We start from the raw sequence: 14,265 nt of genomic DNA on the forward strand, positions 1-14,265 counted from the left end.
ATGGATTAGGGGGCTATATAGATAGGTTCCGTTATTCTAGTGAAAAGGCGCTAAAATCAATCGCTTTAGCCCAAATAACGGAACATATGTCCGTTAGCTCTGCAATAACAGCCGATTCTACACAAATAAGCGCTCTGGTGTCCGTTACGCTCAAGCAGGTCTGCTCTATCCGCTTCACGCAGCACTGTTCTACGTAATAATCCACCTTCCACGCACCAGCCGCTCTCTCCCCCTTTTTATCTTGTTCGTGCCACCCACCTCCTCCCCATTCACACCACATAACCCAACACACAAAAAAAAAGCCCGCAGAAGACTCTGCGGGCCAAGATCATTATTTTTTAGAAACGGATTGGAACCACTCATTAACTTCTTTCGTGATTTGGTCTCCGCCATTTGCTTTCCAGCTGGATACAAACTCATCGAAAGCATCAACTGGCAATTTGCCGTAGATGATTTTGTTGAACGTTTCCATCTCGGATTGACGCAGCAAATTCCATTTCGAAACCATTGTTTCTGTTGCTGCACCTGTAAAGTAGTTTTGTTTGCGAATATCCTTTTGATCCATAACGACTTTTGCTGCATACCAGTTTTCAGGTTTGCGGAATTCAGCCGTTTGTTTCTCGTAAGGTGTTTCCGGAGCAGCTCCGTCAGCAAGCTTAACCAAAGTTGTCATAAATAGATCAGGAATACGAGCCGGACCTGTAATGAACGGGAATTCGTTCGTAAATCCAGGGATTTTATCCTTGTTGCTCGTTGGTTGACCGTCTACGATATCCCAGTCATAACCTTGAGCAAAGCCATGTTCATATTTGCTGCCAACCGTAGGATTCGCTAGGTTTTCAAGCAAGTAGTTGTAGTACAAGAAAATAGCTTCCGGATGCTTCGCATCCTTGTTGATCATAATACTAGCGTTTACGCCAGAGTTCTGCCATTTTGTACCCATGTAACCATCCGGACCTGCAGGTACCGGGTAAGCTTTATATTTGGAGCCTGGTACGTTTTTCAACAAATCTGGAGCCGGCCAATCTGGTACCCAGTTTGCGCCTGGCAAGATGCCTGCTGCGCCTTTTGTCCAGCTTTCTGCTGACTTGCCTTCATCCCACAAAGCGGAGTCTGCATGGATATAACCTTTGTTCATCCATTCTTGAAGCTTAGCAAGTGCTGCTTTTGCTCCTGGATTTACGGAACCGTATTCAAGATTTCCGTCTTTATCTTTGTTCCATTGCTCTTGAACAGAACCATAAGCACCGAATAACCAATCAAGTCCGCCCATCCAAGTGTTCGTAGCGCCTTTCAAAGAAATCGCTAGTGGATAAACATCTTTTGGCGCTAGGCCGTCAGGGTTCTCGTTTTTGAATTTGTCCATAATGACTTCTAGATCTGCAATTGTTTTTGGAGCCTCTAGTTTCAGCTTCTCCATCCAATCTTCACGAAGCCAAAGCAGCGTGTTGTCATTGTTCGTGTACTCCATCAATGGCACATTGTATTTCTTGCCATCTCTTGTGAAGGGATACCAAAGTTCAGGGTTTTTCTCAGCATGGTCCTTCCAAACTTTTGTTGCGTACTTGTCAAACAGCTCATCAATTGCAATAAATTGACCAGAATCGATAAGTTGGTTAGTCAATACAGCGTTTGTTGGTACCTTTACAAAATCCGGAAGCTTCTCACCTGAAGAAATAGCAAGTTGAAGCTTTTGTCTGTATTGATCATCACTTGCTGGATACCAAGTATCCTTATGTTTAATACCAAGTGTTTCAAGCATCCAACGATCGTGGACGTTGTTTTCCTTCGTATCGCCTTTACCGCCATAGTTCTTAATCGGCATCAATACGGTGCTGATTTCAATCGGTGGATCGTATTTGCCAGCGGCGAATGCGCTATCAGCTGTACTAGTACTAGTATTCGTTGAACCTGACTCTTCTTTGTTTACGTTCTTGCCGGTATTACCGCTGCAAGCTGTAACGAAAACGAGTCCCAAAGCTGCAAGTAGAAGCCCTGCTTTTTTGAATTTAGCCATTTTTCTTTTCCCCCTACGGTGTAAGATCCTTACATGAGTAACTTTAACAATTTGTACGGGGGGGTATCTATAGGACATTGTTAGTTTCCATAGGACTCTGTTAGGCTATTGATTGCCGTCCCTATATTCCTGCGGCGTTACACCATATTGGCGTTTGAACACTTTGATAAAATAAGCCGGGTCCAAATAGCCGATTTCCATGCTAATTTCATAAATCTTTTTGCTTGTTGTTTTTAGCTTGTGGCAGGCACGTTCCATGCGCAGACGTGATATATAATCACTTATGCCTTCACCCGTCTCAATCTTATATATTTTGGACAGATGGGTAGGATGCAAATTCACATGGTCAGCGAGCGCTCGCAAAGAAACGTCTTCGTGAAGATGCTCCTCCGCGAAATGTTGAATCTTCCTCACATAAGAAGAACGTATATCTTTAATTTCACTTGAGGTGCCGTCCTTCAGCTTCGAAAGCACGTTAAGCGACCATTTGCGCAGCTTGCTGATCGATGTAAAAGCTTCTCCGCTTTGCAAAGGCTCCATATCTGCTCCTAGCAGCTTGACCAGCGTATGCCCGTTCCGATGTGCCAGCTGTGTGAACGAGGAGGCGATCAAAAATCCAGCCTCCATGCAATGCTCCCATGAGTCGGACCATCTCTCGTCGAGCTCCGCGCAAACGCCCACCAGCTTATCCTCCGCAGCCTCCCAGCGCCCCGCCTCTAATAAGCTGATTAAAGACGGCGGCATATAAAGAGCGTCCAACGGACCATGTGAAACGCTTGGCTCCATATCGCCAACCCGCATAACAAATTCTCGCTCGTCCCCTACGATTTGCCTAAAGTAAGCAAATGATTTGCGATAATTTTCCTGAAGCTGTTCAGGAAACTTGAAAGATTCTGATAGTACGATGGATAAGGAGCCCTTCAAAAATTGTTTTACTTTATGCTGAAGCTGAATCGCAAGCTTCTCCAAAATCTTCTCTTTTCCAGGGATTGAACCCTTATCCTTCAGTTGAAGCAAGAACACTAAATAACCATGCTCCTCCTTAACTCCCCATACTTCAGAAAATTCACTGAAGATCTCTTCCGCCATATTGATAATGGCATATTCCATCAGCTGTTGACCATTACTTGTATATTGCCCAAATTCCTCTTCCATACGTACGAGCAGCAATGTGCAGTCTCCATAGCTGAACGGCAAGCCGTAGCTTTCAAGCTTTCGAGTCCATTCATCAGCAGACATTCGGTAGCCTTTTAGCGCATCAATCAGCAACTGACCGCGCAGCAGCGGCAGATTCTCCCTCAGCGTATATTCTGTCCGCTCCTGTGAGCTAACCGCTTCCCACTCCGCTTGCAATTGGTCAATCGCAGTCTTAACCGCACTGAACAGCTCGTTATCCGTTGGCGGCTTTAGCAAATAATCTACCGTTTGATTTTGAACCGCCTTTTTGGCAAATTCAAAGTCCGAATGTCCTGATAAAATAATACATTTCATTCTTTTATCGCGTTCTCGTATTTTCTCTATGAGTTCAAGCCCTGTCATTTCGGGCATTAAAATATCGGATATGACAATATCAATGGGATTCGTTTCTATAATTTGAAGCGCCTCATGTGCAGAGTAAGCTTTATGAACCTGCTCAATACCAAGTGTATGCCAAGGTTTGTGCATTGATAAATTCTCTACCCAGTGTGCTTCATCATCTACGATTATCATCTGCATGTTGTGTATCTCCTTGTAAAGTAGGATGAGGTCTCTGTTCTTCTCCAGATGCTGTTTCCCATACGATTTCTGTCCGAAATCCTCCTAATGGCGATTTTTTGAAGCATAAATAAGATTTATCGCCAAATTGATGAATGATACGCTGATTCGTATTCCAAAGACCGCAGCCCATTTCCTCTTTCAATGGCTCGCTCATTTTTGCATTCAACGCTTCAAGCACACTTGACTCAAGCTCCGGTCCATCGTCATCGATATATATTTTGCATAACCCGTCTGACATCTCACCGGTAATTCGAATTTCTCCAGATGTATAGGATTTTCCTATACCATGAATGACCGCATTTTCTACGATAGGTTGAAGCATAAGCGGCGGTATGCGCTGCTTCATCATTTCTGCTGGGATATCTATTGTATAATCAATTCTGCCGTTGCGCAGCTTCTGAATGTCCAAATAATTAATAAGTAATTTAATTTCTTCGTCCAGCGCAGCGGTTTGTCTCTCCGTTCGAGTCGTATAGCGATAATAGGCGCTTAAGTTGTATGCCATCGACACAACCGCTTCCTGTTCTTTCATCTGTGCCATATTAATTATATAACCCAGACAGTTATATAGAAAATGCGGATTAATTTGCGCCTGTAATTGCTTCAATGTCGCTTCCCTTGACCGAATTTTTTCATTCAGCACATTTTCAATTAAGTCTTGGATTTGTCGTGACATATCGTTAAAACGGTAAAATAAAAATGAAAATTCATTATTTACGCTTGAGCTGATCCGAAACGAGAAGTCCCCCCGCTGTACGCTTTGCAAACCCTTGATCAATTGCCTGATCGGCCGTTGCACATTACGGTAAAGCAGAATGGAAGCAGATATGCCCACAACAAATAACAAAATCATTGAAACATAAAACAAATTGCGAGTGATCGATATCGGCTTCAATATTTGATCGAGCGGAACAACATCAACCAAATGCCAGCCCAAATAAGTTGATTTAACCGAGCTCACCAAATAGTTCTCACCATGCAGCTTCACTACCTGCTGTGTTGTGTCTTCCAGCGACTGCTCGTCCAAGTAGGAAACCAACTCTCCTGAAAGCTGTTGATCCGCACTGCGGTTCGTAATCGGAGCGTCCCCTTTATGATAAAAAATCGGGTCGCCCTGTCCGCCTGATTTATAGGTGTCCAGCATGTTTTGGATATTTTCATAACTGAAGCTCGCTTCAATGACCAGATTGCTTCCATTCAGTTTACCTTGCTGGCCATATGATTCGGTATAAAACCAATGAAAGTAACTAGGTTCATTATCGGCCTTAGCTTCGCCATTGCCATAGGTCCATTTCCCGCTCATATTTCGCTTTAAAAATTCCTCATCGTACTCAGCAGGATTGTTGTAATTTGATATTAACTCTTTGTTTTGCTGCGAGTAAACGGTGTATCTGACTGGCCATATGTTAATGACGCCTGATTGCAGTGCCATCTTCTCTTGAACGATAAACCTAGTCTGCATGCGGTCATAACGATCTTCCCATATTTTAAGCCCATTAAATCTCTGCACATTCGGATCTTTCGAGAATGTATTGGAGAAATCGACCATCTGATTAATCCGCGAGTCAATTTGACTGGACAAAAAGGACAACTGTCTCGTGTTCGATAGCTTAAGCTCCTTGCTGACAACGTTAAAGGCCACGTCGTTTGAATACGTATACATGATCACAATGGGGATGAACAAAATTAAGATCAACCCATTCATTTTAGAAAACAGACTAAACCGAGCACCCATCTTTCTTTTGACAAAAGCAAGACCGTTACTAATCTCCATCATTCATTCCTCCAGACGATATCCCCTAACAAAACCATATCAATCCTAACATTGTCCTATAGTCCAGTAAGAGAAATGCTTGTTACTATATATAGCAGGGTTTCTTATTATACACAAACCAATTTTATGGAACGGGGGATAGCTATGGAAGCAAACACAGAAAAGCAAGTGACTTTGGAGACCACACCACGAGCAAAAACAAAACACAAATATAAACAACCTTGGATGCTGCATTTCATGGTGCTGCCGGCGGTACTTTCGGTTTTCATCTTCTCCTATATACCGATGACAGGTATTATGATGGCGTTTCAAGATTATAAAGCTTCACTTGGAATGATGGGCTCTCCATGGGTAGGCTTGAAGCATTTTGAATATATGTTTCAAAATGATTATTTCTTGCAAATTACGTGGAACACCCTATTTTTTGCTTGCTCCAAAATCGTGCTGAACTTGATCATTCCGTTCATTTTTGCTTTGCTTCTGAATGAAGTCAGGAACATGGGGCTCAAAAGATCAATCCAAACGCTCGTCTATCTGCCGCATTTCCTTTCCTGGGTCACGCTATCCGGAATTTTGATCGATATGCTCGCACAGACAGGAATTATTAATCAATTTATAAGCAATGTATTCGGCATTAAGCCGATTTTCTTTTTGGGCGATGGCGCCTGGTTCCGCTTCACCATTATTTTTAGTGATGTGTGGAAGGAATTTGGATTCAATACGATTATCTTCCTTGCAGCGCTTGCCGGTATTAATCCAGCACTTTATGAAGCTGCTGAAGTTGACGGTGCAGGCCGTATCAAGCAAACGACGCATATTACAATTCCATCACTCATTCCAATTGCGATTGTAGTTGCAACCTTGGCGCTTGGTAACGTACTAAATGCAAACTTCGACCAAGTGTTCAACTTGTACAGTCCTTTGATTTATCAGCAGGGTGATATTATTGACACCTTTGTCTATCGTGAAGGTCTACTCAGCGGTCAATTCAGCTTTGCAACAGCAGTTAGCCTGTTTAAATCAGGGATCAGCTTGATTCTAATCGTAATCTCTTATCGTCTTGCTTATAAATTTGCCGGTTACCGAATCTTCTAGAAAGGGTGACAACGTATGCACCATAAAACACTGCCATACCGTATTTTCAGCATATTTAACAACGTGTTTTTGATTCTTCTTTCCATACTATGCTTGCTGCCGCTATATCACCTTCTCATGGTTTCCATGAGTGCGTCCGCTCCCGCCAACGCGGGATTGGTCACTTTTTGGCCGATCGGTTTCACATTAGAAGCCTATGCTAAGACGTTCAACAACAGCAATTTCCTTACTTCCTTGTGGGTGTCGACACAGCGGACCATCCTTGGTACGGCGCTTGCTATGCTAGTTAGTACACTTGCTGCTTATGCCCTGTCCAAAGATTCTCATATCTTCCGTGCTCGCAATGTTTATCTTTGGTATTTTGTCGTTACGATGCTATTTGCAGGCGGACTTATTCCAAGCTACCTCCTCATCCTTAACCTCGGACTAATGAATACTTTATGGGCGCTTATCCTACCGGGTACAGTCGGCGTTTATAACGTTATTCTTTTGCTAAACTTCTTCCGTACTGTTCCTAAGGATCTGGAAGAAGCTGCTTTCATTGATGGAGCCGGCCAGCTGCGCACTTTCTTCATGATTTATTTGCCGATCTCCTTGCCTGCGATTGCAACGGTTTCCTTGTTTATTATGGTCGGACATTGGAATTCCTATTTCGACGGTATTATCTATATGAAGGATGCCGAGAAGCTGCCTCTTGCAAGCTTCATGCAAACGATTATCGTTCAAAAGGATATGACTAAGCTTGATCCACAAATGGTTGCCAATATGTCGCAAAGAACCATTAGCGCATCGCAGATCTTTATCGGCGCATTACCGATTCTATTGGTTTATCCTTTCTTGCAGCGTTACTTTGTAAAAGGGATTGTCATTGGCGCGGTTAAGGAATAAGCTCTTGCTGCTTCCCAGCTCCGATTAATAAAATAAAAAGCAGCCCGATTGGGCTGCTTTTTTTGTTTTATTCGGCAGGGCATCGTTTATATCTAATTGTTGTTATGATTCGCATTTGGTTTCTCCGGAGTGTAACTTGTAATATTCTAATGTTATCCAAATTTTCCAGGAGATGATACCGTTGTTCGATGAAAATATTGATGTTCAAGCGGCGAGCGAGAAAAAGAAAATTTTAAAAAAGCTGCTCATCATATTTATTTCTATCTGCACATTCTTCGCCTTAACTATTGGTTATGGCGTCTATTGGCTCTTCTATGACATGGGCAGACTGCCGAAGGGGAAATTTCTTATAGAGGCTGCTTCCCCTGATGGGACTTACCGTTTAAAAGCGTACCTTATAAATGGAGGAGCGACTACTCCTTTGATGATTCGCGGTGAATTGGTATTAATTAAACGCAATCATAAAACCAAAAATATTTATTGGAGCGCTCGCGAGGATCAGGCGGTCATCACTTGGAGCGATAACGATACCGTCATCATTAATGGTCATAGTCTTGATGTTCCTCACGATAAATTCGACTTTAGACATCCATAATGGAGAGCTGACTTGCCCTGCACAGCAATCATGATCATAACTTAGGCTTTTCTGCCATATGCCCCTCTATACTCGACTCAAACAGATTTAGATCTACAATCTAGCCCTATTTTCATCAAAACAGCCCTCTTCGCAAAAATAGGACTATAAAATAGGCTTATTATCGCTCGTGACCTGCCAATCGCCTCTTTGTATCCTTTTCGGACTAAAATAGAGCTGCAATCTAGTCTTATTTTCGCCCAATCAGCCCGCTTAGTAAAAATAGGGCTAGAAATTAGGCTTATTTTCTCTCGTGACCTGCCAATTACCCCATAGTATCCGTTTCAGTCAAAAATAGATCTACAATCTAGTCCTATTTTCGCCCAATCAGCCCGTTTAGTAAAAATAGGGCTAGAAATTAGGCTTATTTTCTCTCGTGACCTGCCAATCGCCTCTTTGTATCCTTTTCGAACTAAAATAGATCTACAATCTAGTCCTATTTTCACCCAATCAGCCCGTTTAGTAAAAATAGGGCTAGAAATTAGGCTTATTTTCGCTCGTGAGCTGCCAATTACCCCATAGTATCCGTTTCAGTCAAAAATAGAGCTACAATCTAGTCCTATTTTCGTCCAATCAGCCCGCTTAGTAAAAATAGGGCTAGAAATTAGGCTTATTACCGCTCACAGCCTGCCCACTGAGCACCCTATGTCTCATTATGCATATGTGAATCAATTAAAAACGGGGCTGTCCCAAGAGGTCTAAATGACCTCAGGACAGCCCCGTTTCGTTACTATGTTATTTACCGCCGGTAAACGTAATTCCTTTAATAAAGAATCGATTGAAGAACGCATAAATCAGCAGCGCTGGAAGCGTAAATACCATCGATGCAGCCATAATGTAGTTCCAGTGGCTAATGTACTGCCCTTTGAACGTATTCAGACCGAGCGTTAACGTAAACATCGACTTGTCGGACATGAACATGAGCGGCTTCAGGAACTCGTTCCATGCACCCATGAAAACGAAGATCGTTTGAGCTGCTAATGCAGGTATCGCAAGCGGCAATGCAATGCGGAAAAACACGCCGAACCGATTAAGCCCGTCCATCTCGGCTGCCTCCTCAAGCTCTTTCGGGAAGCTAAGGAAAAATTGCCGCATCATAAAGATAAACGTCGCATTCGCCATCATCGGCAAAGTCAGTGCGGCATAGGTGTTTAACAAATCGAGCTGCTTCATAATTAAGTAAGCGGGTACGATCGTCAGTTGGCCTGGAATCATCTGCACCGCTAAGATAAGGATGAACATGATTTTGTTGCCGGCAAATTCAATACGTGCAAGTGCATAACCCGCCATTGAGTTGAACAGCGTATTGCAAACCGTCGCAACAACTGCAATCAAGGCACTGTTGTACATCCACCTGAGGAAAAGCGGCTCTTTCACGAAAATATCATAATAGTTCTGCAAGGTGAATTCTTTCGGAATAAAGTTGATGCCCCCGGAAACAATCTCACTGAGCGGCTTAAACGAAGAGGAAAGCGCCCATAGAAAAGGAGCAACAGTGATGCAGCCGTATGAGAATAACAGGAAATAAAGAATCGCCTTTCCCCATTTGGATTGTTGAAATACCATCTAGTCGCCCTCCTAGTTCAGCTTTTCTTCGGCAAATAGCTTACGCTGTATCAGCGTCACGATCATAATGACAGCAGCCAGCATGACAGCGAGCGCAGAGGCATAGCCGAAGTCGAGATTTTTGAAAGCATATTGATAAATAAGCAGAGCTACGGTCAAGGTCGAGTTATTCGGTCCGCCTGAACCTGCTGAGAAAATATAAGATTGGTCGAAGAGTTGGAAGGTACCGATAATACCCATAACGACCGTAAAGAAGGTCGCAGGCTTAATTAGCGGCAGCGTGATGGAAATAAATCTCCTCCAGCCTCCTGCCCCGTCTAGCATAGCTGACTCGTACAGCGCATCAGGAATGTCTTGTAATGCAGCCAAGAAAACAACCATAAAAAATGGAGCGGTAGACCATATATTCATAAGCATGATCGCCTTCATGGCGACCGCAGGATCTCCAAGCCAGTTGTATCCATGCAAACCGATAAATTCAAGCACTCGGTTCAAAAGACCGTTTGAATTGTATATCCACATAAATATAAGTGATAGTACCGCCGACGAAGTAATGGTCGGCATAAAAAATACGATACGGAAGAAGTTTTTGAATTTGAGCTTAGCATTCAAAATAACAGCTAGTAAAATAGCAAACACCGTTTGCAGCGGCACAACAAACAAAGCAAAGGATGCTGTGTTCTTAAGCGCAATCCAGGCTCTTTCATCGCCTGCCATACGCGTGAAATTATTAACTCCTACCCATTTGTAGCTTACTTCGCCAAGCAGATTGACCTTATGTCCCGATAAATAAAGGGAATAGAATACAGGCAAGAACAAAAAAGTACCAAGAACTAGAATGGTTGGAAGCAGGAACAGATAGCCGGTTACGTTATTTTTCAGCTTTCTTCTCCATGAAGAGACATGGGTCATGCTGCACCTTCTCCTTTCATATCAATATCAGAGATTGAAGGAGGGAGCGTCTTGCGCCCTCCCTCCTTCACCTCGCTTACTTCGCTGCTGCGATTTCCTTATTCGCAACCGATTCTGCTTTCTTCATTGCATCTTCAAGCTTCGAATTACCCATAAATGTATCTACGAATTGGTTGTTGAAGTTGCTCATGATTGTAGGAAGAGTGGAGCCTGCTTGCCAAGGCGTTGCATAAGAAGCGCCTGCTACAATTGCACTGCGAAGCTCATCTTTATCATAGCCAAGCTCTTGTGATACCGATTTACGAGTCGGAAGCGCGAAACCTTTGCTCGTCCACGTTTTCATTCCTTCTTTACCTGTCAAGAAGGAGATCAACTGCCAAGCTGCTTCTTTTTTCTTCGATTGCTTGTTCATTACATAAGCAACAGTGAAAGCCATAGTGCCTTGTTTGCCATTTACAGTTGGAAGCTCAGCTGTGCCGTAATCTAGATCCTTGTAGTTGGACTCCAAGAATGGAATTGCCCAGTTTCCTTCGAATACGATGGAAGCTTTGCCTTGACCGAACATTTCTCCGCCCCAGCCAGCGCCTACTTCTTTTGGCTCGCCGGATGATTTGTCTGCATTGTGCATATCCGTTACAAGCTGCAAACCTTTAAGCGCATCTGGAGCCGCGAATGCAGCATTGCCATTCTCATCTGCTACTTTACCGCCGAATGCTTGAATCATGAACATTTGACGTGCAAGCTCAGGCGCAACACCAAAGCCAAAGCGAACCGTTTTGTCGCCTTCTTTTTTAGTAAGCTTAACTGCTGCTTCTTTCAGCTCATCCCAAGTTGTTGGGGGAGCAGTAATTCCTGCTTCTGCAAAGTCTTTTTTGTTGTAGAACATTGCAAGCGTAGAGAAATCTTTAGGGAAACCGTAGGAAACGCCATCTTGTTTGAAAGCATCAACCATAGGCTGTTCAAAGTCTGCAACATCAAATTCTGGTGTCACATAGCTATCAAGTGGCTCTAGAACATTACGCTCAATAAGTGCAGGTGCTTCGAATGCGTCCAGGTAGAAGACGTCTGGGCCTTCACCGCCAATAAGTCTTGTTTTGATAACATCCATGTATTGATCGGCAATTACTTCATAATTAACCTTTACATTTGGATATTTTGCTTCAAATTCCTTTAACGTTTGGTTTAGCAAATCCTGCTCTTCTGGACTTGCTCCCCAACCTGCAAGTGTAACGGTTACCTTCTCAGCGGCTGGCTCTTTTGTCGCCTCTTGTTCTGTACCGCCGTTCGTTGCTGTATTACCAGTGTTTTTGTTGCCTTCATTGCCCTTGCCACAAGCCGTTAACATAAGAACAACTACCAGCATTAAAGATAAAATTGAAACCCCTATTTTCTTCATCTTACATACAACCTCCTTAGTAATATGAACTTTGTATATAAAGCATAAAGCGTGAAACCTATGAAATGAGAAGCTCATATCCTGTCAGATTAGACAGTATTTCCACCTCTGGGCCATTGATACCGCGAGTAACGCGCAGGCTTAGAGCGCCGCTGCCAATTTGCATTTGCTCTACCAGAAGCTCGTTCATCCCTTGAAGCAAAGAAGGCTTAATTGTAATCTGCTTCGTTAGAGCGTTAGGCTGAAGCCCAAGCAAGGCTTGTACAAATGTGAGCGGCGTCCCTGCTGCCCATGCCTGCGGAGAGCAAGCAACGGGGTAAGGAACTGGCGCACCAAGCGAATCATCATACCCGCAGAACAGCTCAGGCAATCTGTAATACTCAAACTTTGCTGCTGCATTCAATAGTCCTTGCATGACGGTAATCGCTTCTTCTTGGAAGCCTAAATAACTAAGACCAAGCAAACAAACGGAGTTGTCATGCGGCCATACGCTTCCGTCATGGTAGCTCATCGGGTTGTAGCCGGCTGCTTCCGTACTCATCGTACGAATGCCGTAACCACCGAACATGTCAGGAGCAACCAGTCTTTTCGCAACAGCGCTTGCACGCTCAGGAGAAGCAATGCCCGACATTAGAATATGTCCTGAATTCGAAGTGACGGAATCTACGCGCTTCTTATCCTTATCAAGCGCAATCGCGTAAAACTGCTCATCCTCCATCCAGAAATCGCGCTCAAAGCGAACTCTAAGCTGTTCTGCATCTTGCTCCATGCCAGCGGCTTGTTCCTCGTGGCCTAAGCTCTTGAATATAGGGGCAAGCCTTGTAAGCGCTTGGTAAACATAACCTTGAACCTCGACGAGCGCGATTGGAGCCTCTGCATAATCGCCGTTGCGGTGAACAACGGAATCCGCAGAATCTTTCCACCCCTGATTGGCAATCCCTTTAGAAGATTTCTGATAGTACTCAACAAAGGAATCATCGTCGCAGTCGCCATATTCCTTCACCCAAGCGAGTGCTGCATTAAGATGAGGCATTAGCTCTTTAATAAACTGAGCATCTCCGGTCCAGTGATAATACTCGGCAGCTAATAGAAGGAATAGCGGCGTCGCATCAATCGTGCCGTAATACGGCGTAAATGGAACCTGATTTGTGCTTGCTAGTTCGCCATACCGAATTTCATGCATCACTTTACCTGGCTGCTCATCGCGCCACTCATCTTCATTCTGGCCTTGATAAGCGGCCATCGTGAGCAGCGTTCCCTTAGCAATTTGCGGGTTTAAGGATAACATCTGCAGCGCAGTAATTAAACTATCACGGCCAAATGGCACCGAGAACCAAGGTAAGCCTGCAACTGGGAATGCTCCATATCCGATATCCGTAAGCAGAACTCTTAAGTCCTGCACTCCGCGATGATGCAGCTTGTTAAATAGCGGTACATCCGTTTGGATGGATGTGGATGATCCATTCCAATCCGCATACGATTGTCTAAGCTTAACCATCGCTTCCGCCGGATCGTGCTGCTGCGGCTCATTGCCGTCAATGATTGGCGCAATATAGAAAGCGATTGCATGGCTTTCCCGATGGCTCAGTTCCACATCGAAATGAAGCTCACCTGTCTCGCCTATGCGACTTTCATTTGTATCCCATTTAATCTTCGTTTCACGGCGTATATCGTCAGCCCCGAGATAGCCAATTACTCTTTCCCGTTGGCCGCTTTTCTCTGCCGTCTTTCTTCCCAAATCGCCATGCTGAAAGCCGCGAACGACAAACATATCTGCAAAATCCGCATCCAATAACACGGAGAAATCAAATGTAATGGCTTTAGGATAATAGCTGGTGAGATTGAACGTCTCATACAATGCTCCATCATAAATGAAGCGTGTACGTTCAATTTCTACGGACTCACGCCACAAGATAAGCTCGCCCTTCTCTTCCATATGTGGATTGGTAAGGCGAATCGTAGAGATATAATTCTCATCCGCTGCTGAAGACAGCAGTATCGGCTTCTGACCGTTGATTCGGATCTCCATCCTGCTTATGAACCGGGTATCTTTTGTGTAAAGACCCTGACCTGAAACATCACCTTCCGGAATATCTCCATTCCGGTCCGTCATGAGGAATAGATCGTTTTCTTTGATGACTCGATAATCCAAGTGTTTCCCTCATTTCTTCTTGTAATAGCTTTTTTATTCCCTTAAATCAAACAAGCATTCGTTTATCCGAAAC

The 14,265-nt window shown here is 43.9% G+C and carries 11 protein-coding genes; 3 read left to right on the forward strand and 8 right to left on the reverse strand.

The features are described 5' to 3' along the window. Positions 1 to 31 precede the first annotated feature (31 nt). From ACIFSR_RS25550 to ACIFSR_RS25565, 4 genes are all read right to left on the reverse strand, one after another. On the reverse strand, positions 32 to 205 hold the full coding sequence (locus ACIFSR_RS25550; protein ID WP_430060943.1) for a hypothetical protein: 174 nt from the start codon (positions 203 to 205) through the stop codon (positions 32 to 34). A 126-nt stretch (positions 206 to 331) separates the two neighbouring features. Continuing rightward, complete coding sequence (locus tag ACIFSR_RS25555; protein WP_339207061.1) at positions 332 to 2,017, reverse strand: ABC transporter substrate-binding protein; 1,686 nt, start codon at positions 2,015 to 2,017, stop codon at positions 332 to 334. A 105-nt stretch (positions 2,018 to 2,122) separates the two neighbouring features. Then, complete coding sequence (locus tag ACIFSR_RS25560; protein WP_430060945.1) at positions 2,123 to 3,733, reverse strand: response regulator transcription factor; 1,611 nt, start codon at positions 3,731 to 3,733, stop codon at positions 2,123 to 2,125. Beyond that, positions 3,711 to 5,552, reverse strand: a complete 1,842-nt coding sequence (locus ACIFSR_RS25565) for a cache domain-containing sensor histidine kinase (protein WP_430060947.1) — start codon at positions 5,550 to 5,552, stop codon at positions 3,711 to 3,713. Before ACIFSR_RS25565 ends, ACIFSR_RS25560 begins: the two co-directional genes overlap by 23 nt. 141 nt (positions 5,553 to 5,693) lie before the next feature. On the opposite strand from ACIFSR_RS25565, the gene ACIFSR_RS25570 reads away from it, so the two are divergent. The 3 genes from ACIFSR_RS25570 (at position 5,694) to ACIFSR_RS25580 (ending at position 8,127) form a co-directional block, all read left to right on the forward strand. Further along, positions 5,694 to 6,644, forward strand: a complete 951-nt coding sequence (locus ACIFSR_RS25570) for an ABC transporter permease (protein ID WP_339207058.1) — start codon at positions 5,694 to 5,696, stop codon at positions 6,642 to 6,644. A 15-nt stretch (positions 6,645 to 6,659) separates the two neighbouring features. Continuing rightward, on the forward strand, positions 6,660 to 7,532 hold the full coding sequence (locus tag ACIFSR_RS25575; RefSeq protein WP_430060949.1) for a carbohydrate ABC transporter permease: 873 nt from the start codon (positions 6,660 to 6,662) through the stop codon (positions 7,530 to 7,532). A 181-nt stretch (positions 7,533 to 7,713) separates the two neighbouring features. Beyond that, a complete protein-coding gene (locus tag ACIFSR_RS25580; protein ID WP_430060951.1) occupies positions 7,714 to 8,127 on the forward strand; it encodes a DUF5412 family protein in 414 nt (137 codons plus the stop codon). 774 nt (positions 8,128 to 8,901) lie between these two features. Here the strand turns inward: ACIFSR_RS25580 and ACIFSR_RS25585 are convergent. The 4 genes from ACIFSR_RS25585 to ACIFSR_RS25600 form a co-directional block, all read right to left on the reverse strand. Next, complete coding sequence (locus tag ACIFSR_RS25585) at positions 8,902 to 9,732, reverse strand: carbohydrate ABC transporter permease (RefSeq protein ID WP_076271479.1); 831 nt, start codon at positions 9,730 to 9,732, stop codon at positions 8,902 to 8,904. 12 nt (positions 9,733 to 9,744) lie between these two features. Then, the gene (locus tag ACIFSR_RS25590; protein WP_430060953.1) at positions 9,745 to 10,644 is read right to left on the reverse strand and encodes a carbohydrate ABC transporter permease; all 900 of its coding nucleotides are present in this window, start codon (positions 10,642 to 10,644) and stop codon (positions 9,745 to 9,747) included. Between the two features lie 76 nt (positions 10,645 to 10,720). Then, entirely contained in the window at positions 10,721 to 12,040 is a 1,320-nt protein-coding gene (locus ACIFSR_RS25595) for an ABC transporter substrate-binding protein (protein ID WP_430060955.1), read from the reverse strand. Between the two features lie 58 nt (positions 12,041 to 12,098). Further along, entirely contained in the window at positions 12,099 to 14,192 is a 2,094-nt protein-coding gene (locus ACIFSR_RS25600) for an amylo-alpha-1,6-glucosidase (RefSeq protein ID WP_430060957.1), read from the reverse strand. Between the last annotated feature and the right edge of the window lie 73 nt (positions 14,193 to 14,265).

Origin of the sequence: Paenibacillus sp. NRS-1760 (assembly GCF_050467785.1) — a bacterium.
Classification (GTDB): domain Bacteria; phylum Bacillota; class Bacilli; order Paenibacillales; family Paenibacillaceae; genus Pristimantibacillus.

What these genes read in the sequence shown, in the direction of transcription:
- ACIFSR_RS25555 (WP_339207061.1), bottom strand. Translation starts at nt 2,017, where the DNA reads ATGGCTAAATTCAAAAAAGCAGGGCTTCTACTTGCAGCTTTGGGACTC.
- ACIFSR_RS25560 (WP_430060945.1), bottom strand. Translation starts at nt 3,733, where the DNA reads ATGCAGATGATAATCGTAGATGATGAAGCACACTGGGTAGAGAATTTA.
- ACIFSR_RS25565 (WP_430060947.1), bottom strand. Translation starts at nt 5,552, where the DNA reads ATGATGGAGATTAGTAACGGTCTTGCTTTTGTCAAAAGAAAGATGGGT.
- ACIFSR_RS25570 (WP_339207058.1), top strand. Translation starts at nt 5,694, where the DNA reads ATGGAAGCAAACACAGAAAAGCAAGTGACTTTGGAGACCACACCACGA.
- ACIFSR_RS25575 (WP_430060949.1), top strand. Translation starts at nt 6,660, where the DNA reads ATGCACCATAAAACACTGCCATACCGTATTTTCAGCATATTTAACAAC.
- ACIFSR_RS25585 (WP_076271479.1), bottom strand. Translation starts at nt 9,732, where the DNA reads ATGGTATTTCAACAATCCAAATGGGGAAAGGCGATTCTTTATTTCCTG.
- ACIFSR_RS25590 (WP_430060953.1), bottom strand. Translation starts at nt 10,644, where the DNA reads ATGACCCATGTCTCTTCATGGAGAAGAAAGCTGAAAAATAACGTAACC.
- ACIFSR_RS25595 (WP_430060955.1), bottom strand. Translation starts at nt 12,040, where the DNA reads ATGAAGAAAATAGGGGTTTCAATTTTATCTTTAATGCTGGTAGTTGTT.